Annotated in this window: 23 protein-coding genes; 15 read left to right on the forward strand and 8 right to left on the reverse strand. The window is 73.2% G+C overall.

From position 1 onward, the window contains the following. The first annotated feature begins 45 nt into the window (after positions 1–45). The 4 genes from ACFVUY_RS29880 to ACFVUY_RS29895 all read left to right on the forward strand — a co-directional run bounded on the left by ACFVUY_RS29880 (position 46) and on the right by ACFVUY_RS29895 (position 4,822). Positions 46–1,044: a helix-turn-helix domain-containing protein gene (locus ACFVUY_RS29880; protein WP_387735133.1), complete on the forward strand. Its 999-nt coding sequence runs from the start codon at positions 46–48 to the stop codon at positions 1,042–1,044. Between the two features lie 236 nt (positions 1,045–1,280). Then, a complete protein-coding gene (locus ACFVUY_RS29885) occupies positions 1,281–2,387 on the forward strand; it encodes an RCC1 domain-containing protein (RefSeq protein ID WP_387735136.1) in 1,107 nt (368 codons plus the stop codon). Positions 2,388–2,473: 86 nt separating this feature from the next. Continuing rightward, positions 2,474–2,974: a peptidylprolyl isomerase gene (locus ACFVUY_RS29890; protein ID WP_387690516.1), complete on the forward strand. Its 501-nt coding sequence runs from the start codon at positions 2,474–2,476 to the stop codon at positions 2,972–2,974. A 225-nt stretch (positions 2,975–3,199) separates the two neighbouring features. After that, positions 3,200–4,822 (forward strand): serine hydrolase, encoded by a 1,623-nt coding sequence (locus ACFVUY_RS29895; RefSeq protein ID WP_387735139.1) that lies wholly within the window; start codon positions 3,200–3,202, stop codon positions 4,820–4,822. Between the two features lie 9 nt (positions 4,823–4,831). Here ACFVUY_RS29895 and zapE read toward each other — a convergent pair whose 3' ends face one another. Then, a complete protein-coding gene (zapE, locus tag ACFVUY_RS29900; protein ID WP_387735142.1) occupies positions 4,832–5,908 on the reverse strand; it encodes a cell division protein ZapE in 1,077 nt (358 codons plus the stop codon). A gap of 187 nt (positions 5,909–6,095) precedes the next feature. Then, the gene (locus ACFVUY_RS29905; protein WP_387690508.1) at positions 6,096–6,611 is read right to left on the reverse strand and encodes a DinB family protein; all 516 of its coding nucleotides are present in this window, start codon (positions 6,609–6,611) and stop codon (positions 6,096–6,098) included. A gap of 285 nt (positions 6,612–6,896) precedes the next feature. On the opposite strand from ACFVUY_RS29905, the gene ACFVUY_RS29910 reads away from it, so the two are divergent. Further along, entirely contained in the window at positions 6,897–7,859 is a 963-nt protein-coding gene (locus ACFVUY_RS29910; protein WP_359913017.1) for a phosphatidylinositol-specific phospholipase C, read from the forward strand. A 56-nt stretch (positions 7,860–7,915) separates the two neighbouring features. Here the strand turns inward: ACFVUY_RS29910 and ACFVUY_RS29915 are convergent, their stop codons facing one another. From ACFVUY_RS29915 to ACFVUY_RS29930, 4 genes are all read right to left on the reverse strand, one after another. Then, positions 7,916–8,119 (reverse strand): DUF397 domain-containing protein, encoded by a 204-nt coding sequence (locus ACFVUY_RS29915; protein WP_387735145.1) that lies wholly within the window; start codon positions 8,117–8,119, stop codon positions 7,916–7,918. Positions 8,120–8,227: 108 nt separating this feature from the next. Further along, a complete protein-coding gene (locus ACFVUY_RS29920; RefSeq protein WP_387690505.1) occupies positions 8,228–8,476 on the reverse strand; it encodes a hypothetical protein in 249 nt (82 codons plus the stop codon). Between the two features lie 193 nt (positions 8,477–8,669). Then, positions 8,670–8,876, reverse strand: a complete 207-nt coding sequence (locus ACFVUY_RS29925; RefSeq protein WP_387735148.1) for a DUF397 domain-containing protein — start codon at positions 8,874–8,876, stop codon at positions 8,670–8,672. Next, positions 8,861–9,703, reverse strand: a complete 843-nt coding sequence (locus ACFVUY_RS29930; protein WP_387735151.1) for a helix-turn-helix domain-containing protein — start codon at positions 9,701–9,703, stop codon at positions 8,861–8,863. The genes ACFVUY_RS29925 and ACFVUY_RS29930 overlap by 16 nt, the downstream gene beginning before the upstream one ends. A gap of 118 nt (positions 9,704–9,821) precedes the next feature. Between ACFVUY_RS29930 and ACFVUY_RS29935 the strand changes: the two genes are divergently transcribed. The 3 genes from ACFVUY_RS29935 to ACFVUY_RS29945 are packed head-to-tail and all read left to right on the forward strand — an operon-like array spanning position 9,822 to position 10,773. Beyond that, entirely contained in the window at positions 9,822–10,019 is a 198-nt protein-coding gene (locus ACFVUY_RS29935) for a hypothetical protein (protein WP_387690500.1), read from the forward strand. Positions 10,020–10,024: 5 nt separating this feature from the next. Further along, positions 10,025–10,270 (forward strand): hypothetical protein, encoded by a 246-nt coding sequence (locus ACFVUY_RS29940; RefSeq protein WP_359913031.1) that lies wholly within the window; start codon positions 10,025–10,027, stop codon positions 10,268–10,270. A 35-nt stretch (positions 10,271–10,305) separates the two neighbouring features. Further along, on the forward strand, positions 10,306–10,773 hold the full coding sequence (locus ACFVUY_RS29945; RefSeq protein WP_387735155.1) for an NUDIX domain-containing protein: 468 nt from the start codon (positions 10,306–10,308) through the stop codon (positions 10,771–10,773). Between the two features lie 66 nt (positions 10,774–10,839). Here the strand turns inward: ACFVUY_RS29945 and ACFVUY_RS29950 are convergent, their stop codons facing one another. Beyond that, a complete protein-coding gene (locus ACFVUY_RS29950) occupies positions 10,840–11,289 on the reverse strand; it encodes a hypothetical protein (RefSeq protein ID WP_387735158.1) in 450 nt (149 codons plus the stop codon). 492 nt (positions 11,290–11,781) lie between these two features. Here ACFVUY_RS29950 and ACFVUY_RS29955 point away from each other — a divergent pair, with 492 nt between their 5' ends. The 6 genes from ACFVUY_RS29955 to ACFVUY_RS29980 all read left to right on the forward strand — a co-directional run bounded on the left by ACFVUY_RS29955 (position 11,782) and on the right by ACFVUY_RS29980 (position 18,397). After that, complete coding sequence (locus ACFVUY_RS29955; protein WP_359906643.1) at positions 11,782–12,135, forward strand: VOC family protein; 354 nt, start codon at positions 11,782–11,784, stop codon at positions 12,133–12,135. A gap of 131 nt (positions 12,136–12,266) precedes the next feature. Further along, on the forward strand, positions 12,267–12,896 hold the full coding sequence (locus tag ACFVUY_RS29960; RefSeq protein WP_387735160.1) for a DUF2306 domain-containing protein: 630 nt from the start codon (positions 12,267–12,269) through the stop codon (positions 12,894–12,896). 216 nt (positions 12,897–13,112) lie between these two features. Continuing rightward, entirely contained in the window at positions 13,113–13,502 is a 390-nt protein-coding gene (locus ACFVUY_RS29965; RefSeq protein ID WP_387690485.1) for a hypothetical protein, read from the forward strand. 170 nt (positions 13,503–13,672) lie between these two features. Beyond that, positions 13,673–14,149: a carboxymuconolactone decarboxylase family protein gene (locus tag ACFVUY_RS29970; protein ID WP_387690483.1), complete on the forward strand. Its 477-nt coding sequence runs from the start codon at positions 13,673–13,675 to the stop codon at positions 14,147–14,149. Positions 14,150–14,365: 216 nt separating this feature from the next. Further along, a complete protein-coding gene (locus tag ACFVUY_RS29975) occupies positions 14,366–14,668 on the forward strand; it encodes a trypco2 family protein (RefSeq protein WP_359906629.1) in 303 nt (100 codons plus the stop codon). 84 nt (positions 14,669–14,752) lie between these two features. Further along, positions 14,753–18,397 carry a trypsin-like peptidase domain-containing protein gene (locus ACFVUY_RS29980; RefSeq protein WP_387735163.1) on the forward strand — a complete coding sequence of 1,215 codons (3,645 nt, stop codon included), beginning with the start codon at positions 14,753–14,755 and terminating at the stop codon, positions 18,395–18,397. 64 nt (positions 18,398–18,461) lie between these two features. Here the strand turns inward: ACFVUY_RS29980 and ACFVUY_RS29985 are convergent, their stop codons facing one another. Next, positions 18,462–19,055: a histone deacetylase gene (locus tag ACFVUY_RS29985; protein ID WP_387735166.1), complete on the reverse strand. Its 594-nt coding sequence runs from the start codon at positions 19,053–19,055 to the stop codon at positions 18,462–18,464. 547 nt (positions 19,056–19,602) lie between these two features. Here ACFVUY_RS29985 and ACFVUY_RS29990 point away from each other — a divergent pair. Next, on the forward strand, positions 19,603–23,577 hold the full coding sequence (locus tag ACFVUY_RS29990; protein WP_387735169.1) for a Pls/PosA family non-ribosomal peptide synthetase: 3,975 nt from the start codon (positions 19,603–19,605) through the stop codon (positions 23,575–23,577). Positions 23,578–23,641 lie beyond the last annotated feature (64 nt).

Raw genomic sequence — 23,641 nt, forward strand, 5'->3', positions numbered from 1 at the left:
GGCCCGGACAGGCCCCACCGCGACACCCTGGGGTACTTTCCTGCCATGCACCGCGTGGTGGCCCTGGTCCGGCCCGTCCAGTCGACCTTCGAACTCGGCTGCGCCGCCGAAGTCTTCGGCACACCGAGACCCGGCCTGCCGCAGCACTACACCTTCGCCACCTGCACGCAGGTCCCCGGCCCGGTGCCCACCACCGGCGGCTACACCATGTCCGTGCCGCACGGCCTCGACGCGCTCGACACCGCCGACACCGTGATCGTCCCCGGCTGGCTGCCCGTGGACGAACCCCTCGCCGACCCCGTGCGCCGCGCCCTGCTGCGGGCACACGCCCGCGGGGCCCGGCTGACCGCCATCTGCTCCGGAGTGTTCGCCCTGGCCCGCACCGGACTGCTCGACGGCCGCACCGCCACCACCCACCGGGCCCGCGCCGACCAGCTGCGCCGCGCGTACCCCCGGATCCGGGTCGAGCCGTACCGGCGCTACGTGGACCACGGCGACGTCGCCACCAGCGCGGGCGCCGGCGCCGGCCTCGACCTGTGCCTGCACCTGGTCCGGCGCGACCACGGCGCCGCCCACGCCGCCGCGCTGGCCCGGCACATGGCGATGGCGCCGCACCCCGACGACGACCGCACGCCGTACGCGCCGGCGCCGGCGTCGCCGCTGTCGCCGCTGTCGCCGTCACCGCCGTCACCGCCGTCACCGCCGGTGCCGGTGTCGTCGGGGCAGGCGCTGGACGGCCTGCTCGCCTGGGCCGACGAGCGCCTCGGCGCGCCCCTGTCGGTCGAGGCCCTGGCCGCCCGCCTCGGCGTCTCGCCCCGCACCCTGGCCCGGCGTTTCGCCGACCAGCTCGGCACCAGCCCGGGCGCCTGGCTGCTCGCCCGCCGGCTGGCCGCGGCCCGGGTCCTGCTGGAGGACACCGACCTGCCCGTCGACGCGATCGCCGCCCGCGTCGGCCTGACCTCCGCCGTCAACCTGCGCCGCCGCTTCCGCGCCCGCACCGGCACCACCCCCGGTGCCTACCGGCAGGCCTTCCGCACCCGCTGAGCCGTAGTCCCGCGGTACGTGCCCCGCGCCCCGTGCCACGCCGCCACGCGCTGCGGGACGTACGGCCGTCAGCCGCGCCGGAGGGCCGCCGTCACCCGATCGAGTGGCCGGCGCCGCCGTTTCCCGTGCCGGTGACGTGCGCGTGGGTAGCGTCGGTCCATGATCGTGGACTCGTCAACAGGTCTGACATGTCGACGATTTGACTTATTGTCATACAAGTAAAGAGGCATTGTCGCATGGCAGAGAAGCGCCTGAAGTCCTGGGGCAACAACCGCTCCGGCCAGCTCGGGGACGGCACCTGGGCCGACCTCCGCACCACGGCCACCGCCGTGCTCGGGCTGACCAGCGCCGACGTGGTGAAGATCGCCGCCGGCGGGGCCGGTGCCACCCTCGGCCACGGGCTGGCCCTGCTCGCCGACCGCACGGTGCAGTCCTGGGGCGTCAACGGCTCGGGCCAGCTCGGCGACGGCACGGTGTTCAGCCACAACGCGCCCGGCCAGGTGGCCGGTCTCGCCGACGCCACCGACATCGCCGCCGGCGGCGCTCACAGCCTCGCCCTGCTCGCCGACGGCACCGTCCTGGCCTGGGGCCAGAACACCCACGGCCAGCTCGGCAACGGCACCGGCGCCGACAGCGGCGTCCCGGTGCGGGTCGAGGGCCTCCACAAGGTCGTCGCCATCGCAGCCGGCCTCCACCACAGCCTCGCGCTGCGCGAGGACGGCACCGTCTGGGCCTGGGGCTACAACAGCAACGGCCAGCTGGGCGACGGAACTTCGACCAACCGCGGCCTCCCCGCGCGGGTCGTCGGACTGACCGGCGTCAGCCGGATCGCCGCCGGCGCCAGCCACAACCTCGTCCTGGTCGGCACACCCGGCACCGGCGCCGCCGTGAAGGCCTGGGGCTACAACGCCACCGGCCAGCTCGGCGACAACACCACCATCAACCGCTACACCCCCGTCACCACCCACGGGGCCTGGACCGGCGGGGTCACCCGGATCGCGGCCGGCTGCAACCACAGCATGGCCGTCGTCGACACCGACCACCGCCTCAAGGCCTGGGGCCAGAACACCGCCGGCCAACTCGGCGACGGCACCACCGTCTTCCGCGTCACCCCCGTCACCGTCCCCGGCCTCAGCGGCGTACGGCTGGTGGCCGGCGGCCGGGAGCACACCGTGGCCCTGTCCGGGACCAGCACCGTGCACTCCTGGGGCAGCAACGGCTCCGGCCAGCTCGGCGACGGCACCACCGCCGACAGCAGCACCCCGGTGCCCACCCTCACCGCCCTCACCGGCATCGACAAGCTCGCCGCCCCCGTCGGCGGCGACTTCACCCTCGCCAACTGAAGCGCCTCGACGGTGCCCGGCCGTCCCTCCTGCCACAATGCGCGTGAGCACTCCGTAGCCGCCGCAACCCGTACAGTGAGGTCATCGTGTCGAAGGTCAAACTGAGCACCAACCACGGCGCCATCGTCCTGCGCCTCGACGCGGAGAAGGCCCCGGCAACGGTGGAGAACTTCCTCCAGTACGTCCGGGACGGCTTCTACGACGGGACGGTCTTCCACCGGGTCATCAACGGCTTCATGGTCCAGGGCGGCGGGATGGAGCCCGGCATGAAGCAGAAGAAGACCCGCGCCCCCATCCAGAACGAGGCCGACAACGGCCTGAAGAACCTCACGTACACCGTCGCGATGGCCCGCACCGGGGACCCGCACTCGGCCACCGCCCAGTTCTTCATCAACGTCGCCGACAACGACTTCCTCGACCACAGCGGCAAGAACGCCCAGGGCTGGGGCTACGCCGTCTTCGGCGAGGTGGTCGAGGGCCAGGACGTCGTGGACGCCGTCAAGACCGTGCCCACCGGCTCCAGGAGCGGCCACCAGGACGTCCCCAAGGAGGACGTGGTCATCGAGAAGGCCGAGGTCGTCGAGTAGAGGGCGGGGTCGTCGGCCGGGCGGGGGAGCGGGCGTGCGCACGGGAAGTCGGCCCGGCCGACTTCCCGCTCCACGCGGCTTCGCCCGCCGCGCCGCCGCCGCACGGGTGAATGCGCCCATGGCGGTGCGCGGCGCGCCCGCCCGGGCCGCGCCGGGCCGTCGAATACTCACGTACTCACGCGATGAGGCGCACGGCCCGTGCCGCCCGGACGAGGGAGGACCCGCATGCACCGCCGCACCGCCGCCAGGCCGGGACACCGCATCGCCGCGCCCCTGCTGGCCGGCCTGCTGCTCGCCGGGTGCACCTCCGCCGCCTCCGACCCCGAGGCCGCCCCCGGCTCCTCCGGCGCCGTGCCCACCGCGCCGCCGCAGCCCTCGCCGCAGCTGAGCGACCGGCAGGTGGCCTTCGCCGTGGACCGGATCGACGCCTATGTCCAGGACGCCCTGCGCAAGACCGGCGTGCCGGGCCTGGCCCTGGCGGTCGTCCACAAGGACAAGGTCGTCCACGCCAAGGGCTTCGGCGTCCGCGAACTCGGCAAGCCGGACACCGTCGACCCCGACACCGTCTTCCAGCTCGCCTCCGTCTCCAAGCCGATCTCCTCCACCGTCGTCGCCACGGCCGTCGGCCAGAAGGCGGTCGCCTGGGACGACCCCGTCATCGCCCACGACCCCGGCTTCACTCTCGCCGACCCCTGGGTCGGCCGCCACGTGACGCTCGCCGACCTCTTCTCCCACCGCAGCGGCCTGCCCGACCACGCCGGCGACCTCCTCCAGGACCTCGGCTACCAGCGCGACTACATCCTCCAGCACCTGCGCGACCAGCCCCTGGCCCCGTTCCGCGCCACCTACGCCTACACCAACTACGGCCTCACCGAGGCGGCCGTCGCCGTCGCCAGGACCAGGGGCACCGCCTGGGAGACCCTGGCCGCCGACACCCTCTACAAGCCGCTCGGCATGACCTCCACGAGCTCCCTGCGCTCCGCCTACGACAACGCGCCCGACAAGGCCGTGCCGCACGTGCGCACCGGCACCGGCGGCGGCTGGCAGGTCAGCACCACCGAGAACGCCGACCCGCAGTCCCCGGCCGGCGGCGTCAGCTCCACCGTGCAGGACCTCGCCCGCTGGATGCGGCTGCAGCTCGCCGACGGCTCCTTCGAGGGCAAGCAGATCGTCGACACCGCCGCCCTGGGCGAGACCTGGCTGCCGCACAGCCTCTCCAACCCGCCGTCCGCACCCGACGGCAACCCCGGCCAGTACGGCCTGGGCTGGAACGTCGGCCGCGACAACGGCGGCCGGCTGCGGCTCAACCACTCCGGCGCCTTCGAGCTGGGCGCCGCCACCGTGGTCACCCTGCTGCCCTCCGAGCAGCTGGGGATCGTGGTGCTGACCAACGGCCAGCCGGTCGGTCTGCCCGAGGCGGTGGCCGAGGAGTTCTTCGACCTCGCCGAGGAGGGCCACGAGACCGTCGACTGGCTCGCCTTCTTCGGCAAGGTCGTCCCCGCCGCCGCGCTGACCGGCGTCTCGCCCACCGACTACACCAAGCCCCCGGCCGACGCCGCCCCCGCCAGGCCCGACGCGGCCTACGTCGGCACGTACGCCAACGGCTACTACGGCCCGCTGACGGTGACCACCGGCAACGGCGGCGCCCTGGTGATGAGTCTGGGCCCGGACGACCTGCAGTTCCCGCTCCAGCACTACGCCGGGGACGTGTTCAGTTTCCGCACCCGCGGGGAGAACGCCGTCGGCCTGTCCGGGGTGACGTTCGGCGTGGGCGCCGACGGCCGGGCCTCCACGGTGGTGGTCGAACAGCTCGACCACGAGGGCCTCGGGACTTTCACCCGAAGCTAGGGTCTGTCTTCAGACCCCTGTCTGCGGGGCCGGGTGCCGCAGGAGGGCGAGGCGGCTGGCGGTGCGGTCGAGGTCGCGCATGAGGGCGGAGTCGGCGGGGAGGCCGGCGAGCGGGTCGGCGCCGATCAGGACCAGGCGGACGTCGCGGTCGCAGCAGACGTCGACCAGGTTGGCGAAGCGCCGGCGGCCGTCGGGGGAGGCCTCGGTGAGCGGCGGGACGCCGTCGAGGACGACGGTGGGGAAGCGGTCGGCGAGGGCGAGGTAGTCCGCGACGGAGGTGAGGCCCTCGCACAGCTCCGGGAAGCCGAACCACACGTGGTCCCCGCGGACGGCCCGGGCCGGCAGCTCGCGGTGGTGGGCGGCCACCGGACCCGCCTCCTCGGGCCGGGGCGCCGTGAGGCCGGCCGAGGCCTCGTCGCCGGGGTGGAGCCGGGCGCCGAGGCCGAACCCGTGGGCGCGTTCCGACCCGGGCAGGCGCCGGAAGTCGACTTGCCCGCAGACGTCGACCACGTCCATCCGCTCCTCGATCAGCCTGATCGTCGGCTCGAAGAGGTGGTGGTACAGCGGGTCGGGCATCAGCCCGGCGGGCGGGTAGTTGGACGTGGTGACCAGGGTGATCCGCCGGTCCAGCAGGGTGTGCAGCAGACGGGCCACCAGCATCGCGTCACCCGCGTCGTGGGCGTGGAACTCGTCGAAGACCAGGACCCGGCAGTCGCCGAGCAGCTCGTCCACGGCCCGGTCCACGGCCGCGCCGTCCGCGCCGCGACTCCCGGCGTGGTGGGCGACGCCCTCGTGCAGCCGGCGGAAGAAGTCGTGGAAGTGCAGCCGCCGCTTGCGCGGGGTCGCCAGCCCGTCGAGGAAGGTGTCCACCAGCCAGCTCTTGCCGCGGCCGACCGGGCCCCAGAGGTAGAGGTGCCGCGGACCGCGGCGCAGCCGCCAGGCCGGGTGGGCGAGCTCGCCGGCCAGCCGGCTGAGCCGCTCGACCGGGAGCTCCTGGGCGGGGTCGAGCGTGAATCCGCGCTGCCCGGCGGCCCGGTGGAAGTGCCCCCGCATCGCCTCGTACTGCTTCTGCACCCTGTCCGTCACGGGTCGGGACCCTAGCAGGGCGTCAGCGGTGTACGGATCACCGGGAGTTGCCCGGTCACGGGGCCCCTTCACGGCCGGTCCGGCGCGGGGCGGGTGCTGACGGAGCGTCCCGCACCCGCCCGGCCGAGGTTCCCGCTCCCGCTCCCGGGCCGCCGGCCGGCGGAAACGGTGAAGTCCGGTGGAACCGCTAGTAGTAGCCCTTCGAGCCGTCGAGGAGCTCGCGGACGATGTCGGCGTGCCCCGCGTGGCGGCCGGTCTCCTCCACGAGGTGGATCAGCATCCAGCGCAGGTTGGCGCCGCCGGCGCGGAAGCCGGGCTTGCGGCCGACGTCGTCCAGGGAGGCCGCCGCGACGATCTCGTTGCTGCGGGCGCACTGGGCCTCGTACTCCGCGAGCAGGTCGGCGAGGGGGCGGTCGTCGGTGTGCCAGTCGGCGTCCTCGGTGGACTCGTCGAAGGACGGATTCTGCTTCTCGTCACCGCCGAGGAACATCACCTCCAGCCAGAGGTGCTCGGTCCAGCGCATGTGCGAGATGAGGCCGGCCATCGTCATGGCCGGCGAGGTCGGGACGACCGCCCGGTGCGCGTCCCGGTCGTCCAGCCCCTCGCACTTCCAGCGCAGGATCTTCCGCTGCAGGTCCAACCAGCCGATGAGCGCGGTGCGTTCGTCCGCCTGGAGTGGGGGGCGTTCCAGTTCCGATGCCATGGCGGTGCAGGCTACCGAGGTGTCGCGCCGGGCGCACCGGGTTTTCCGCGTGCCGCCCGCCGCGCCGGGCGCGGGCACGCCGGTCGTGCGTGGGAAGTCGGCCCGGCCGACTTCCTGCTCCTGGGCCGGTCGGCGGTCGGCGGTTCGGGGGTCGCCGGTGCGGTGCGGGTGGCGGGCGTTCGGTTCGCGGACGATGAACCGGCCTCGGGCGGAGGCCCGTTGGAGTCGGAAAGAGAACGTTCACGCCCGATCACCATCGGGGCCCCGAGTCCGGAGGCTTCTTGCATGTCGATCAACCGTAGGACCCTTCTCAGGGGCGCAGCGCTCGCGGCCACGACCGGGGCCCTGGGCATCGCCGGCTCGGGCGCGTCGGCCGTCGCCGCGCCGGACCGCCTCGTCCACCGCCCCACCGACAAGTGGATGTCGCTGCTGGGCGACAACGTGAAGCTGTCGCAGCTGACGATCCCCGGAACCCACGAGACCTGCGCGCTGTACGACGGCGGCGCCTTCGGCTTCGCCCAGTGCCAGGAGTGGCGCATCAACCAGCAGCTCCAGGCGGGCGTGCGCTTCCTCGACATCCGGTGCCGGGTGGCGGGCGACGTCTTCACCATCCACCACGACAAGATCTACCAGAAAATCAACTTCGGTGACGTGCTGAACCTCTGCATCGACTTCCTGAAGGCGAACCCCCGCGAGACGATCATCATGCGGGTCAAGAAGGAGTACACCGAGGGGCAGGACTACCGCTTCAGCGAGATCTTCAACTACTACATGGACGGCTACGACGGGAAGGGCAACTACCGGCCCTGGTTCTGGCTCCCCAAGGCCGGATCACTGCCCGGCGGACTGCCCACACTCGGGCAGGTGCGCGGCAAGATCGTCCCCATCATGTCGGACTTCACCTGGGGCGACGGGCGCTACGACCCGCTGCAGTGGGGGGACAGTTCCCGGATCTGGCTGCAGGACGCGTGGAGCGACGGGCCCAGCCGCAAGGTCCAGCGGGTCAGGGAAGGGCTGGACACGGCGTTCTACGGCCAGAACGACGGCAAGCTGTACCTCCACTTCGCCAGCTCCAGCAGCTTCCCGGACACCCCGTACCAGATCGCCAAGGTCGTCAATCCCTCCATCCAGGACTACCTGACGCCGCGCATCTCCCAACGCGCGCACTACGGCGTGATCGCGATGGACTTCGTGGACGAGCGCAAGGACCTGCTGCAGATGATCGTCGACTGGAACTTCGGGCTCTGACCCCAGCCACCGGCCCCGCCGCCCCGAGGGTGGGGCGACGGGGCCGAGGGTTGTGGTCAGCGGGCGTCGAACTCGCCGGTGCGGACGGCGGTGACGAAGGCCTGCCAGGCGGCGGAGTGGAAGAGGAGGGTGGGGCCGGAGGGGTCCTTGGAGTCGCGTACGGGCATGACGCCGGCGAAGCCGTCGGCGACCTCGACGCATGCGCCGCCGCCACCGCTGTACGAGCTCTTCCGCCAGGTGGTGATGTGGGTGGTGTCCATCGCGCGCCTCCTGGGATCGTGCCCGCCAACTGGTGACCAGGGTAGGGGAGAAGGGCGGGAAGCAGGCCACGCCGGCTTCCCGCCCTTCAGATGGTCACCCGGTGGTTTCTAGTAGAACCAGACGGAGAGGCGGGCGGTGTTCGGGGCGACGTCGCAGAAGTAGCTGACCGCCTCCCCGCGAGCCACGTAGGCCTTGCCGGCCGCGTCGCACGCGGCGCCGCTCGGGTACATGCCGATGTAGGTGTAACCGGTCGTCCTTGTGGTGGACGCCTGGGCCGCGGGGGCGGCCATCAGACCGCCCGCAACCGTGAGCAGCCCGGCCAGGGCCATGGTGGAAACCGCCTTGCGAAGTGCCATGTCGATGTCTTCCTCGCTCAAGGGAGAACACCGGAGTCCGCTTCCCGGTGCTCGGCGGCGAGCCTTCCGGAATCCCGGATTCGGGGCAATGGTAGAGACCAATTTGGCAGAAAAGAGCCGCCCGCTGCCCAGTTGCGCACACCTCGGCCCCGCCGTCCCTGGGCTGGGGCGGCGGGGCCGGTGGTGGCTGTGGTCAGCGGGCGTCGAACTCGCCGGTGCGGACGGCGGTGACGAAGGCCTGCCAGGCGGAGGCGGGGAAGAGGAGGGCCGGGCCGGAGGGGTCCTTGGAGTCGCGCACGGGCATGACGCCGGCGAAGCCGTCGGCGACCTCCACGCACGTACCGCCGCTGCCGCTGTGTGAACTCTTCCGCCAGCGGGCGCTAGTCAGGTCGACATCCATTCAAAGTCCCTCCGTACCGCACGGATCATGGCTACCGATTCGGTCTGGCCCAAGGCCTCCACCACGAGCCGATCGTAGTCGTTGCCAAGTGCCGTGATCGCGTCGGAATCCCGATCGAGGTAGCCGCGCTGCTCAGTCTCGCCGTAAGCAAGCTTTTTGCGGTCGGGCATGGTAAGGAGGTGCACCAGCCGGGTGAACGGCCTGTTCTCGCCCAGCGAGTACGGCGCCACCTGGAGGATGATGTTGGGTTGAGCAGCCATTTCTTCAAGGTGGATCAGCTGCTCGACCATGACGTCCCGGCCGCCGATGGGTCGCCTGAGACAGCTTTCATCGATCACCGCGTGCAGGAGCGGCGGCGGTGTGCGGTTGTAGATGTGCTGTCGGGCAAGCAGAAATTCGATTCGCTCATGGGCCTGCTCCTGCGTGACGGTGCCTCGCCGGAGATTTCCCTGCTCCCAGGCGACTGCGTACGGCCGGGTCTGCAGCAGTCCAGGGATGACGTTGATCTCGAAGAGCTTGATCTTCTCCGCGCTCGCCTCGTAGTTGGCGTACTCAGGGAAGCCCGGAACCAAGGCCGTGTGCTTGGCCTGGAAGTACATCAGCATCAAAGTCCCGCCCGTCTCCAGGACTTCGTCGGCCTTGGTAGCAAACTTCTTACTCGGCGGTCGGCGCGCAAGTTCAACGAACGAGACGTACGACGAGCTGACTCCGCACTTGCGGGCGAGCTGGTGCTGCAGGAGGCCCTTTGCCTTGCGTGAGTTGCGGAGTTGGATCGCGAAGGGGGCCCAGGGGCCGGACTCCGGGTCAATCTCCTTGATGTTCACCATGGCTGCTCCAAATCCACGCTTGCGCCGCAGTCAAGTTGTTTGCGCTTCCGATCGTAGGCGTCGGCGGGCCACCATGTGCACAGAACGTGAAACTCCGATCGCAGAGGGTTCCCTTCCCATGCACCACGACCAACTCCCTCGCCTCCACGGCTACGGCGTCCGCTGGGACGCCGGGGCCGACCGCTACCGGGTCCGCAACGAGCTCACCGGGGAATGGCTCCGCGGCGCCAGCGGCGAACTCGCGGCCTTCACCTTCTTCGGGGACGCGTACGGCGCCTGGCGCGCCTTCGAGGTCCACAAGCGGCCGGGGGAGTGAGCAGCTTGTCCTCCACCCTCTCCCGCGCGACCGCCGAGCAGCGCCGGCAGGCCGCCGACGTCCTCGACGACCTCGCCACCGTCCTCGCCCTCGGCGGCGTCAAGCTCCCCACGCTGGAAGTCGACTGGGCGGACGGCCGCCTGACGTGCAGCTACCTGCTGCGCCTCACCGCGCGACCGCTCGACCTCCTGCGCATGGTCGACCTGTTGCGCAAGGGACTGCGCTACGAACGCCTCACCCACGACGACTGAACATCCCCCACCGCGTCGAGAAAGCGACCTCCCCCATGCAAGACCCCCGCCTGCTCGCCAAGCCCCCCGTCTGCCGGCTCGGCTGCCTCGTCCTCGTCCGCAACCAGCGCGGCGACGTCCTGCTGGTCGACCCCGACTACATGGACGGCATGATCCTGCCGGGAGGCTCCGCCAAGCCCAACGAACCCCCGCACCTGGCCGCCGCCCGGCACCTGCACGCCGAGACCGGCCTGATCGTCCGCCTGAGCGACGTCCTCGCCGTCGACTTCACCCCCGCCGACCGCCATCTGGAGCGCCTCACCCTGGTGTTCGACGGCGGCGCCGTCCCCGACGGCACCCTCATCACCGTCCCCGCGCAGCGCAGGAGCGGTCTGTTCGGCGCCCGCTTCGTCCCCGCCCGCAGCCTCCCGGACTTCATGGCGCCCTCCCAGGCCGCCCGCGCCGCCGAGGCCCTCGCCGGCCGTTCCCTGCCCGCCCTCCTGCACGGCCAGCGCGCCGCGTGACAACGGCAGCGGCGGGGCCGACCGGCATGTCGTTGCCGGTCGGCCCCGCCGCTGTCGAACCGTCGTCTACCAGTCCGACTTGATCTCGAACGCCCAGTCCCAGCTTCCGAGTTCGGTTCCGTCGTCGTCGACGAAGCTGCCCTTGCCGGTGTAGGCCCCCCGGGTGAGGACGCCGGACGGCACCTCCTCCCAGTCGTGCCGCGGAACGGAGACCTCGTGCGGCTGGGTCTGCGGGCCGAAGGAGCCCAGCATCTGGCGGTCCTTCTGGACCCTGAGCCCCTTGCGGTAGGTCTGCGCCGTGTACTGGACACCCGACGCGATCTCGCCCGCGACGCGGAACGTCAGCTTCACCTGGTACTGGGCGCCCTCCTTGAGGGCGAGGGGGGTGTCGGCCGCCAGCTTCCGGGCCTCCTCGGTGGACAGGTCCAGGACCACGGAGTCGCGGCCCTCGAACTCGAACGTGGCCCGGAGAAGGGCGAACCGGGGCTCCGGCTGTGCGGTGCTGTCGCTCGTCATGATCCCATTCCTCGCTGATCGGATGCGATCAGCCTTCCGGGGCAACGGCGTTCGGGGTGCGCGGCCCGGTGCGATGTGGCCGAAACCAAATGTGATCTTCACTCTTGAGAGTGAAGATCACGGGCGTATCCCGGCCACGGTGCAGATGGGGCAGGGCGATCATTGGCGCGGCGATCGTCGGCCCGGCGCGGGCTCCCCGCGCCGGGCCGGGGCGGTTCCGTCAGTCCCTCGGGGTGCGGCGGCAGGCGTCCGCCGCGACGGTGGCGGCGATTCGTCGGACCAGCTTCGTAGTGATCAAATCCTCTCGAAGGGCATGGAGTTGGCGGGATGAAGGGAGCATGATCCGCCCACGATCCCCGGCCCGGGGCATGCATGCCGGACCGCGCGCCGTGCCCGTTCGGACGCCGGGCCGACACCCGACCAAGATCACCCGAAGACGAGGAGGGAGGGTCGTGCCGGGCCCGCCGACCACCGTGCTGGCAGGATGGCGGCATGGAACGAGTAGTGGGCATCGGCGGGTACTTCCTGCGGGCCGCCGACCCTGCGGCGCTGGGCGCCTGGTACCGCGACTGCCTGGGGCTGGACGCCGACGAACACGGCCTGTGGCGCCAGGAGCCCGGGCCGACGGTCTTCGCGGCCTTCGAGTCCGGGACCGACTACTTCGGCTCCCGCACCCAGCGGACCATGCTCAACTTTCGCGTCCGCGACCTGGATGCGATGCTCGCCCAACTGCGCGCCCGGGGGGCGGACGTGGCCGAGGAGACCCAGGACATGGCGGGCGTCGGCCGGTTCGGCTGGGTCACCGACCCCGAGGGCAACCGGATCGAGCTCTGGCAGCCCGCCTGACCGGACCGAGCCGCGGCGGGCCGAGGTGATCATCTCCCCATCCCAGTACGGGAGATGAGGGTTCTCTGAGGGTGCTTTCTCGGGGACAACCCCGATGCCGGACCCGGCCGTGGGGCCCGAGACTCGGGTGCATGCGCATCACACGGGCCGGCTGGGCCGTCATGACGGTGCTCTCCACCCTCATCGTCGCCGTCTCCGCCAAGTACCTCAGCTTCGATCCGGCGGTCTTCATCGAGCAGCAGCGCGCCACCTACCTGAGTCACGAAGTGCCGCTCTACATCCACATCTTCGGCGCGCTCACCGCTCTGCTGGTGGGGCCGTGGCAGTTCTCCCGCCGCCTGCGCGAACGCCGCCCGCGCCTGCACCGCCGCATCGGCGTCACCTACCTGATCGGCTGCCTGGTCGGCGGAGCGGGCGCGCTGCTGATGGCGCCGGTCGCGTTCGGCGGCGCGGTCTCCGGGACCGGCTTCGCCTGCCTGGCCGTGGCCTGGCTGGTGACCGGCGGCGCCGGGCTGCGGGCGATCCTCGACGGGCGGGTGGTCGACCACCGCCGCTGGATGGTCCGCAGCTTCGCGCTCACCTTCGCCGCCGTCACCCTGCGGCTCATGCTGACCGTCGCCATGGCCGCGCACCTGGACTTCCGCACCTCCTACACCGCCATCGCCTGGCTGTGCTGGGTGCCCAACCTGCTGCTGGCCTGCTGGTTCACCCGCCGCAGCCCCGTCGCGGGGGCGCCGAACCGGCGGAACCGGTCGAGGTGACGGCTGCTCATGTTTCCCTCGGTGACGTTCTGTTGATCGAACAGGGGAGTGCGGCCCCCCGTTAGCCCGGCCGGGCAGCGGGGTTCCTCCGCCCGGGTAGCGGATGCCTTCCCCGGCGGCGGGCCCGGGTGGTTCGGGTACGGATCGGGGTCGATGCGGGGAACAGTCCGCCGTCGACACAGCCCGACCCCACACCCCACACCCCAGGAGGCCGCCGTGGCCCGCACGAAGCCCCTCGTCCTGACCGCCCTCACCGCCTTCAGCGTCCTGGCCGCGAGTGCCGCCGTCGCCTTCGCCGACGGCAAGCCCGCCGGCAAGCCGAGCGTCGTCGTGCCCCACGACGAGGCCGCCGCCGACCCCGCGCTGCTGTCCGCGCACAACCAGGTCTTCGGCGACTTCGTCGACGTGGCCCCGGGCGGCAACGGGTTCGCCACCGTGACCTGCCCCTCCGGCCAGGTGCCCACCGGCGGCGGCGGCCAGACCAGCGCCTTCCGGATCTTCTTCACCGACTCCTACCCGAGCGGCAGCTCCTGGGTCGTGCGCGGCACCAACACCGGCACCGCGACGGAGTCGATCCTGGCGACCGCCGTCTGCACCATCCCCTGACCTCCGGGGGGAACGGCCCGGGTCCGGCATTCGGGCCCGGGCCGCCGCATGTCCCGCGGGCGGACGGTGTGGCGCAGCTCACGGCGCGCGGGCGGCGCGGGGATGTCACAGAACGGCGGGCTGTCCTGTCTTCAAGGGCAGCAACGGGACCACCGACCGAGGAGCACCCCATGGAAGCCCGCCTGAACCCCTTCGCCAGCCCCGTCATGGGCAAGGTCTTCAAGCACCTGATCGCCGCCAACAGGCCCGTCGCCGAGTCGAGCCTGCCGTACACCGTCCAGGAGCTGGTGCGGCTGCGCGCCAGCCAGATCAACGGCTGCGGCGCCTGCATCGACATGCACTTCAAGGAGGCCGTCCACGCCGGGGAGGACCCGGTGCGCCTCAACCTGGTCGCCGCCTGGCGCGAGGCCACCGTGTTCACCGACGCCGAGCGCGCCGCGCTGGAACTCGCCGAGGAGGGCACCCGGCTCGCGGACGCGGCGGGCGGGGTGAGCGACGAGGTGTGGGCGAACGCCGCCAAGCACTACGACGAGGAGCAGCTCGCCGCGCTGGTCTGCGTGATCGCGATCATCAACGCCTTCAACCGGGCCAATGTGATGCTCCGCCAGCCCGGCGGCGGCTACGAGGTCGGCATGTACCAGCACTGACTTCCTCAACCGGCCTGCCGGGCCGGGCCGGAGGGAAGACCGGGGCCGCTCGACGGTACGGCCGCCGCGAGGGTGCGGCGCCGCGCCGCCGGGCGGCCCCGGCGGCCGTTCACCGGGCGCCCGGACCGGGCGGGTGCGGGTGGCCTACCATGTCCCACTGATGATCATCTCGTGGCCGCACCCGGTGTACGGGGAGCGGGCCGAAGGGGGACGGGTATGGAGATCGGGCTCGCGGACACCATCCGGGCGCTTCGGCAGGAGCTCGCCACCGCGATGGCCGACGGCGAGGGCTCGCCGGTGCGGCTGCGCGTCAACTCCGTCAAGCTCGACGTCGAGGTCGCCGTCACCGCCTCGGCCGAGGTCGAGGGCGGGGTCAAGTTCTGGGTGGTCTCCGGCGGGGCCAAGGCCGCCGGCGCCAGGACCGCCACGCACACGGTGTCGCTGGAGCTGACGGCCGAGACCGAGCAGGGCGGTGCGGTGCTGACCAACTCCGAGGCCGGGATCCTGCTGCCCGACTGACGCCGGGCGGGGCCCGGCGGACGGCGGTAGCCACCACCGGGGAGGCTTTGCGGAACGGTCCGAACGGCGGGTGGGGGACAGGGCATGCGGCGCGGCCCGAACGGCATGCTGGACAGGGTGGTGATGGTCGCCCGACGGGACCGGACGACCGGCGGGACGCGGTTCCTCGCCTCGGGCTTCCTGCTCGCGAGCGGTATCGCACTCTCCGTGCGCCACGCCTTCGAGGACTCCGAGCGCTACGCGTACGAGGTCCGTCCGGCGGTGGGATCGGCCGGCGGGAGCGGCAAGCCCGTCGCCGTCGACCTGGTGGTCGGCCACCAGGACCCCTCCCTCGACCTGGCCCTGCTGGTGCTGGCCGAGGACCGCGGCGACCTGCCGCCGATCCGGCTCGGCGTCGCGCCCACCCGGCTCGGCCGCATCGCCTTCACCGCGGTCGGCTTCCCGGACTTCGCCATCGACCGGATGCGGCCGACCACCCGGCAGATCGACGGCGACGTGCTGCTCGGCTCCTTCCTGGGCCGCGCCGACCTGGAACTGTCACTGACCTCCCCGCCCCCCGCGGTGCCCCCCGCGGCGCCCACCGACCGGCCCGGCCCGGCATCACCGTGGACGGGCTTCTCCGGCGCCGGCGTGTTCACCCGCGACGACGTACTGCTGGGCGTGTGCAGCAGCCACCACACCCGCGGCGGGACCGCGAGCCTGACGGCCACCGGCTTCCAAGGACTGTCCGAGGACCCCAGGTTCGTCCGCTACCTGCGCGCCCACGACATCGACCCGGACCCGGTCGCGGTGACCGACCGCGAGGGCTCCGCGCAACGCCTGCGGGAGATCCACACCCACGACGAGGTCGTCCGGGGACTGCACGGACGCGAGACCCGCCTCGTGGACGACCGCCTCTCCTTCGTCAGCCCCGGCCCCCTCCACGAGGCCCAACCGCGGAACCTGCTGCGCCGTCTCTCGACACCGGACCCGCGAGGCGTCCTCCTGGTCGGACAGGCCGGCGCGGGAAAGACCCGGACCTGCTTCGAAGTCGCGCGGGCCGCCCATCTCGACGGCTGGCAGGTCCTCCACCTCCAGGCGAACAACTCCGTGACGGTGGACGACCTCTCGCAGGTCGTGCGCCAGGCCGAGCGGCCCCGGGTCCTCCTCGTCCTCGACTCCCTCGACACCTGCGCCCAGCTGGACCCGCGGGCACTCGTCGACGCCCTGCTGCCCGAGGCCAAACGGTGCGGCGTCCACGTCGCGGCGCTCGCCTCGACCCGTCCGGGAGCACGCCACCGGCTCCACCAGCGCGGTGCCGGGCTCCTCTTCGACGAGGTCCTGCTGCGCCAGGACGAGGACCACCGGACCACGGTGATCACCCACATCCTCCGTGAAGTCGCCCCGCAGGCGCTCCAGCGGTGGGGGGAGGAGGAACTCGCCCGGGCCTGCGGGCGCCGTCCGGTCATCGCCCTGCTCATCGCCGACGCCCTCGAACGCCGGATCCGCGCCGGCCACCTCGCCCCGGACCTCGCGCGGGTGCGCCCCGGTGAACTGGTCAGCTGGATCCGGGAGGGAATCCGGCAGGACTCGCTGACCCCCGTCGGCACCGGGGACGCGACCGGCCCGCTGGCCACCGCCCTGCCCGACCTCGCCCACCTGGCCTTCGCCACGGCGGTCAGCATCTGCCCGCAGCCCCGCCCGGCCGTGGAGGAGGCACTCGACGCGCTGCTCGACGCCCACCCCTCCACCGCCGCGGGCGTCATGGGCGGACGGCACGTCACCGACACCCTGGTCTCGCTGGGGTGGATGGACGAGTCCGGGGGCGAACTCCACGTCGTCCACGACATCGTGACGGACGAACTGGTCCTCCACTCCCTCCTGCCGCCACCGGGCTGGAGCATCCACGGCGCATCCGCCGAAACGCTGTTCGACGCCACGTCCCGGCACTCCCGCTCGTTCGCCCTGTTCACCGGCCATCTGCAGCGGCTGGCCTCCGACCTGGACGGGCCGGGAACGGGCCACCGGGCCGGCGCACTGGAGCGCTTCTGCCGGGACTGGGCCACCCGCAACGCCGTCAGGCTGGGACAGCTGCTGGAGCACGCGGGCCGGGACGGCGAGCAGGCGCTGCTCGCCATGACCCTCGACCCGCCCTGGAAGTCCGCGGCCCTGGAGACCTGGGACGCACTGGTCCGCCCCTGGCTGACCCGGGCCGAACTCGACCACGCCGCAAGGCCGTTCCTCTCGGCGGCGCTCGGCGATCCGCAGAACGTGCCGCAGCCGCTGATCTCGGCCTCGCTGTCCTGGCTGTCCCGGCGGGCCGGGCAGACCGACGCCGACCACGTCATCCAGGCGCTCCTGGAACGGGACGACCTCTCCTGCGGCCAGGAGCGGCTGGCTGTGGACCACGCCCTGGAGTGGGTCCGCGGACACGCCGGCTGGCGCTCCGCCCCACTGGTCCTCAAACAGCTGCTCAAGCGGGACCACGACACCCCCACCCGCGGCCGGGTGGTCCAGTGCGCCTTCGACTGGCTGAGCCCGCGCCGCCCGTCCGAGGCGAGCGCCGCCGTCCTGCAGCACCTGCTGACGTACGGGAACCCGGCGGGGGAGCAGCGGGAGGAGGCCGTGCGCCGCACCCTCGCCTGGTTCGCCGACCACCGGGACGCCGCCGGCACACTGCGGGCCGCGTCGCTCCTGCGTACGCTCCTGAGCCACCCCGCGCTGACGGCGTCCGAGGAGCACGCGGCGCTCGAACGGGGCCTCGACTGGCTCGCGGAGCACCACGCCGAGGTCCCCACCGCCGGCGCGGTGCTCCGCGTCGTCCTGGAGCGCCACACGCTCACCCCCGACCGGGCGCGGCGGGTGACCCGCTACGTCGAGGCCTGGAGCAGGCTCCATCCCGCCAGTCCGCACCGCAGCCACGTCCTGCGCGTCCTGCTGGCCAGCGAAGGCACCGGCGCCGGCGAAGGCACCGGCGCGGGCACCGGACTGCTGCACCAGCTGGCCGGCGATCCCGCCGATCCGGCGGCGGCCGTCGCGCTGCAACGACTGCTCGAACGCCCGCTGACTCCCGAGGAGGCCCGCCCCCTCATCTCCCGGGCGTTCCGGTGGCTGGAGCTGAACGAGACCTCCGCCGACCGCCGGCGCGTCCTCCAGGTTCTGCTGTGGCGGAGGGAACTGACCGGAGAGCAGCTGACCGAGGTGGCCGATCTGGTGGTGGCGGAGCTCCGCGCCGGCCCCGCCCAGCCGGCCCTCCTCGGCTCGCTCCTCGGCCGCCGCACCGGACTGCGGCCCGACCAGGCCCGGTTCGGGATCGACCTCGCGATCGACCTGTGCGCCGTCCACACCACCTTCCACTTCCAGCGGCCGTTCCTGTGCCCGCTGCTGAGGCGGTCGGACCTGACCCCCGAACAGGCCTCCCGGGCGGTGGCGCTGGGACTGGAGCGGCTCTCGGCGAACTTCAGCAACAAGACCCGGGAGATCCTCTGCGCCCTGCTGGAACGGCGGGACCTCTCCGCGGCCCAGCTGTCCCTGCTCCTGCGGCACACGACGGATTGGCTTGCCAGGCGCGGCTCGACACCGAGGGCCCCCTTCGTCCTGCTGCACCTGCTGGAGCGCGACGACCTGCCGGCCGGGATCGAGCAGGAGGCTCTCCGCAGGGCCCGGGAGGCACTCCTGGCGTACCCGGACACCCTGCCGGCGGAGCGCCTGCGCGCACGGCTGGCCGGACGCGGCCCGGTCGGGGCCTGAGCGCAGGGGCGCCCCGGCCGGGGCCTGAGTACAGGACACCAGGCCCGGCGGGTCCCGGCGTTGTTCAGCCCAGCACCGCCGCCACCGCGCGCGGCGTCCAGTGCCCGGCCGCGCCCGGGCGGGTGGCGAGGTAGCCGGCCGCGCGCCAGGGGCCCCAGCCGTGGGACTCGGCCAGGCCGGTGGCCAGGGTGCGCAGGTAGGGCGGGGTGGGGGCGTTGAGATCGGCGCCGGCCACGCCCCGGGAGGCGGTGAAGGTCAGCAGCGGGTGGCCGTCCGACTCGCCGACGTGCAGCAGGGTTTCGTAGCGGCCCGGGCCCAGTTCGGCGCGCCCGGCGGCGAGCGCGGGGGCGAGGTCGAGGTCGGTGCCGGGGCTCCGGCGCATCTCCTGGGCGGCGATGTCGCTGAACTGACCGACCGTCACCAGATAGGCGCGGCACGGCACTTCGCCGCCGCCGGCCGGGTCGTAGAAGGCCGATCCGCCGCCCCAGGTGAGCGATTGCCCGGCGAAGTAGAGCGTGCCCGGCAGCACGGTGGCCACCGCCCGGCGCGGCGGACGCGGATCGCGGCAGCCGGGCTGGGCCTGCGCCCCGCCGTCCGGGCGCCCGCCGCGCAGGTAGCAGGCGAGGCGGGCGGCGTGCAGGTTCGAGCCGTACGCCACGTACCAGACGAGCGTGCTCCCGTTCCGGCCGTCGGCGCTTGTCCGCGGCCCCTCGTCCTCGGTGGAATGCCCAGCCGATTCCCAGCCCGAGGGGCCCTTGCCCGGCCCGCTCACAGGACGGAGCCGCGGCGAGGTGCGCGAAAGGATCCCACGCGAAGATGTGAAAACCGTGAACAGTCCGATGATCCGACCAGAACCCCCCGATCCGGTAGCGACCCCCTCGCCACCGGTAGCGTTCCGGACGCCATGGTGTTCATCACCCTTCCCTCTCCCGTCGCGCCGTTCCGGTATTCGGCGATTACTCTTCACCAGCGGAAACGAGCGAAAACCCGCGAAATGTCATTCGATTCATACCGTTGCTGTTCCTGTGCGGCATCGATGATGAGAATTCCCTTTGATCGAACCTTCGCTGCATCCAGCCGACTCCCAGCAGAGTCATGGTGAGTGGGCGCCCTCCGCAGGTGACAACCGGGTCATCCGGCGTCACACCCGTACACCCGTACACCCGTACGCGCCCCCAGGACCCCGGAGCCAAGGAAACCCATCCATGGACGCACGCCACGACACGGCCGGCCCAGGCACGCTGCACCGCCCCCACCAGGGCCCCGCGGCCGGCTGGCCGGTGGCCCAGGCCGCCCACCCCCGCAGCCTGCTCGACATCGTCGCCGCCACCGCCGACGCCCACCCCCACGCGCCCGCGCTCGACACCGGCGACACCGTCCTCGACTACCGCGCCCTGCTCCACGAGGTCGACACCCTCGCCGGGCAACTGGCCGGCCACGGCATCGGCCGCGGCGACCGCGTCGGCATCCGCATCCCCTCCGGCACCGCCGACCTCTACATCGCCGTCCTCGCCGTGCTGCGCTGCGGCGCCGCCTACGTCCCCGTCGACGCCGACGACCCCGACGAGCGCGCCGGGATGATCTGGCAGGACGCCGCCGTCTGCGCCGTCCTCGGCCCCGGCCGCAGCCTCCACCCCGGCGCCGCCGCCCACCCCGGCGGCCGCCCCGCCTGGCCCGGGCCCGCCGACGACGCCTGGATCATCTTCACCTCCGGCACCACCGGCCGCCCCAAGGGCGTCGCCGTCACCCACCGCTCCGCCGCCGCCTTCGTCGACGCCGAGGCCCGCCTCTTCCTCACCCACCGGCCGCTCGGCCCCGGCGACCGCGTCCTCGCCGGCCTCTCCGTGGCCTTCGACGCCTCCTGCGAGGAGATGTGGCTGGCCTGGCGCCACGGCGCCTGCCTCGTCCCCGCCCCCCGCGCCCTGGTCAAGGCCGGCACCGACCTCGGCCCCTGGCTGGTGACCCGGCGCATCACCGCCGTCTCCACCGTCCCCACCCTGCTCGCCCTGTGGCCGCAGGAATGCCTGGACGCCGTCCGCCTGATCATCGTCGGCGGCGAAGCCTGCCCCGCCGAACTCGTCGAACGCCTCGCCGTCGACGGCCGCGAGTTCTGGAACACCTACGGCCCCACCGAGACCACCGTCGTCGCCACCGCCGCCCGCCTGCTCCCCGGCGAACCCGTGCGCATCGGCGCCCCCCTCGACGGCTGGGAGATCGCCGTCGTCGACCCGGCCGGAAACCCCGTCCCCTGGCACGCCAGCGGCGAACTGCTCATCACCGGCGTCGGCACCGCCCGCTACCTCGACCCCGCCAAGGACGCCGAGAAGTTCAGCGCCCACCCCGCCCTCGCCTCACCCCGCGTCTACCGCAGCGGCGACCTCGTGCGCAACGACCCCGACGGCCTCGTCTTCCTCGGCCGCGCCGACGACCAGGTCAAACTCGGCGGCCGCCGCATCGAACTCGGCGAGATCGACGCCGCCCTCCAGGCCCTGCCCGGCATCCGCGCCGCCGCCGCGGCCGTCCGCAGGACCCCCGCCGGCGCCGACCTGCTCGTCGGCTACCTCGTCGCCCACCCCGGCACCACCCCCGACCTCACCACCGCCCGCCGCCGGCTCCTGGAACGCCTGCCCGCCCCGCTGGTGCCCGTCCTCGCCCTCGTCGACTCCCTGCCCACCCGCACCTCCGGCAAGGTCGACCGCGGCGCCCTGCCCTGGCCGCTCGCCACCACCGGCACCGCCCCCGCCGCCCAGGCCCTCGACGGCACCGCCGGCCTGCTCGCCGGCCACTGGGAACGCCTGCTCGGCACCACCCCCGGCCCCGACGACGACTTCTTCGCCCTCGGCGGCTCCAGCCTCACCGCCGCCCGCCTCGTCTCCGAACTGCGCACCCGTCACAACGGCGTCTCCGTCGCCGACCTGTACGCCCACCCCGTCCTCGCCGACCTCGCCGCCCACCTCGACACCCTCACCCCCACCACCGCACCCGAGGACACGGCCGCCACCACCGCCGTCCGCGGCCGCACCGTGCGCCGCACCCCCCGCAGCGCCGGCCTCTGGCAGACCCTCCTGCTCCTCGGCATGTTCTCCCTCGCCGGACTGCGCTGGATCCTCGTCCTGATCGCCCTCGACAACCTCACCGGCAGCGACCTCGCCTGGGCCCCCCACAGCTCCTGGTGGCCCGTCGCCGCCGGCCTGCTCCTCCTCTACAGCGCCCCCGGCCGCACCCTGCTCGCCGCCACCGGCGCCCGCCTGCTCACCGTCGGCATCCGCCCCGGCAGCCACCCCCGCGGCGGCCACGTCCACCTGCGCCTGTGGGCCGCCGAACGCTACACCGCCATGTTCGGCACCGCCGCCCTCGCCGGCACCCCCTGGGCCCCCCGCTACGCCAAGGCCCTCGGCTGCCGCGTCGGCCCCGGCGTCCAACTCCACACCCTGCCCCCCGTCACCGGCCTCGCCCGCCTCGGCGCCCACGCCTGCGTCGAACCCGAAGCCGACCTCGCCGGCTGGTGGCTCGACGGCGACACCCTCCACCTCGGCCGCATCGACATCGGCGAAGGCGCCCGCATCGGCCACCGCGCCACCCTCATGCCCGGCGCCCGCATCGGCGCCCGCGCCGAGATCGCCCCCGGCTCCTGCGTCACCGCCACCACCCCCGTCCCACCCGGCGCACACTGGACCGGCTCCCCGGCCCGCCCCGCCACCGAAGCCCCCGCCGACTGGCCCACCACCCCCGCCCCCGCCCCCCGCCGCTGGAACCTCGCCTACGGCGCCGGCTTCACCGTCCTCGGCCTCGTCCCGATCATCGCCGCCCTGCCCGCCCTGCTCATCGTCTACCCGATGGTCGACACCGACGCCACCCTGGCCGGCGCCCTCCTCCAACTCCTGCCCGCCACCGTCCCCCTCGCCGCCCTCACCATCACCTGCTACGCCACCCTCATAGCGCTCCTCGTCCGCCTCCTGTCCCGCCCGCTGCGCCCCGGCTTCCACCCCGCCACCGGCCGCGTCGCCTTCTGCGCCTGGGCCGTCAGCCGCCTCGCCGACACCGCCCGGCGCACCCTCTTCCCCTTCTACGCCAGCCTCTTCACCCCCGTGTGGCTGCGCCTGCTCGGCGCCCGCGTCGGCCGCCGCGTCGAAGCCTCCACCGTGCTCGCCCTGCCCGGCCTGATGCGGGTCGACGACGGCGCCTTCCTCGCCGACGACACCCTCGTCGCCCCCTACGAACTGCGCGGCGGCTGGCTCCACCTCGGCCCCGCCCACGTCGGACGCCGCTCCTTCGTCGGCAACTCCGGCATCGTCGGCCCCGGCCGCCACCTGCCCGACAACTCCCTCGTCGGCGTACTGTCCGACACCCCCGCCCACGCCCCCGAAGGCTCCTCCTGGCTCGGCCGCCCCGCCTTCGCCCTGCCCCGCGTCGCCGACACCGGCACCGAAGGCCGCACCTACGACCCGCCCCGGCGCCTGATCTGGGCGCGCGCCGGCGTCGAACTGTGCCGGCTGCTGCCCATCGTCCTCGCCGCCCTGCTCGGCGACCTCGTCCTCGCCGTCCTGCAGGAACTGCGCGACGACTACGGGCTCGGCGCCGCCCTCGGCGCCGCCGGACTCGTCCTGATCGCCGCCGCCGTCACCGCCTGCGCCGTCACCACCGCCGCCAAATGGGTGCTCGTCGGACGCTTCCGCGTCGCCGAGCACCCCCTGTGGTCCTCCTTCGTATGGCGCAACGAGCTCTACGACACCTTCGTCGAGGAACTCGCCATGCCCTTCGGCGGCCACACCATCACCGGCACCCCCTACCTGAACGTGTGGCTGCGCAGCCTCGGCGCCCGCATCGGACGCGGCGTGTGGTGCGAGACCCACTGGCTGCCCGAGACCGACCTGGTCACCGTCGAGGCCGGCGCCAGCGTCAACCGCGGCACCGTCCTGCAGACCCACCTCTTCCACGACCGGGTGATGCGCCTGGGCCCCGTCCACCTCGCCGCCGGCTCCACCACCGGCCCGCACTCCATCGTGCTGCTCAACTCCTCCCTCGGCGCCGGCACCACCGTCGGCCCGGCCTCCCTCGTCATGCGCGGCGAGAACGTCCCCGGCGGCGGGCACTGGCTCGGCAACCCCGTCGCCGCCTGGAACGCCGACCCCACCCCGCCCGCCGGACGGCGCCGCCGCCGGGCCACCGCCGGGGTGTGACGCGGATCACCCACGCGGGGCGATGAGTTCGCGGTGCGGTCACGGTCCATACCCGTGACCGCAC

The sequence above is a fragment of the Kitasatospora sp. NPDC058063 genome (assembly GCF_042885395.1).
Taxonomy (GTDB): Bacteria; Actinomycetota; Actinomycetes; order Streptomycetales; family Streptomycetaceae; genus Kitasatospora; species Kitasatospora lactacystinica.

Coding starts and splice junctions, on each gene's coding strand:
- ACFVUY_RS29880 (WP_387735133.1), top strand. CDS start 46: ATGCACCGCGTGGTGGCCCTGGTCCGGCCCGTCCAGTCGACCTTCGAA.
- ACFVUY_RS29885 (WP_387735136.1), top strand. CDS start 1,281: ATGGCAGAGAAGCGCCTGAAGTCCTGGGGCAACAACCGCTCCGGCCAG.
- ACFVUY_RS29895 (WP_387735139.1), top strand. CDS start 3,200: ATGCACCGCCGCACCGCCGCCAGGCCGGGACACCGCATCGCCGCGCCC.
- ACFVUY_RS29905 (WP_387690508.1), bottom strand. CDS start 6,611: ATGGCATCGGAACTGGAACGCCCCCCACTCCAGGCGGACGAACGCACC.
- ACFVUY_RS29910 (WP_359913017.1), top strand. CDS start 6,897: ATGTCGATCAACCGTAGGACCCTTCTCAGGGGCGCAGCGCTCGCGGCC.
- ACFVUY_RS29915 (WP_387735145.1), bottom strand. CDS start 8,119: ATGGACACCACCCACATCACCACCTGGCGGAAGAGCTCGTACAGCGGT.
- ACFVUY_RS29920 (WP_387690505.1), bottom strand. CDS start 8,476: ATGGCACTTCGCAAGGCGGTTTCCACCATGGCCCTGGCCGGGCTGCTC.
- ACFVUY_RS29925 (WP_387735148.1), bottom strand. CDS start 8,876: ATGGATGTCGACCTGACTAGCGCCCGCTGGCGGAAGAGTTCACACAGC.
- ACFVUY_RS29930 (WP_387735151.1), bottom strand. CDS start 9,703: ATGGTGAACATCAAGGAGATTGACCCGGAGTCCGGCCCCTGGGCCCCC.
- ACFVUY_RS29935 (WP_387690500.1), top strand. CDS start 9,822: ATGCACCACGACCAACTCCCTCGCCTCCACGGCTACGGCGTCCGCTGG.
- ACFVUY_RS29945 (WP_387735155.1), top strand. CDS start 10,306: ATGCAAGACCCCCGCCTGCTCGCCAAGCCCCCCGTCTGCCGGCTCGGC.
- ACFVUY_RS29950 (WP_387735158.1), bottom strand. CDS start 11,289: ATGACGAGCGACAGCACCGCACAGCCGGAGCCCCGGTTCGCCCTTCTC.
- ACFVUY_RS29955 (WP_359906643.1), top strand. CDS start 11,782: ATGGAACGAGTAGTGGGCATCGGCGGGTACTTCCTGCGGGCCGCCGAC.
- ACFVUY_RS29960 (WP_387735160.1), top strand. CDS start 12,267: ATGCGCATCACACGGGCCGGCTGGGCCGTCATGACGGTGCTCTCCACC.
- ACFVUY_RS29970 (WP_387690483.1), top strand. CDS start 13,673: ATGGAAGCCCGCCTGAACCCCTTCGCCAGCCCCGTCATGGGCAAGGTC.
- ACFVUY_RS29975 (WP_359906629.1), top strand. CDS start 14,366: ATGGAGATCGGGCTCGCGGACACCATCCGGGCGCTTCGGCAGGAGCTC.
- ACFVUY_RS29980 (WP_387735163.1), top strand. CDS start 14,753: ATGCGGCGCGGCCCGAACGGCATGCTGGACAGGGTGGTGATGGTCGCC.
- ACFVUY_RS29990 (WP_387735169.1), top strand. CDS start 19,603: ATGGACGCACGCCACGACACGGCCGGCCCAGGCACGCTGCACCGCCCC.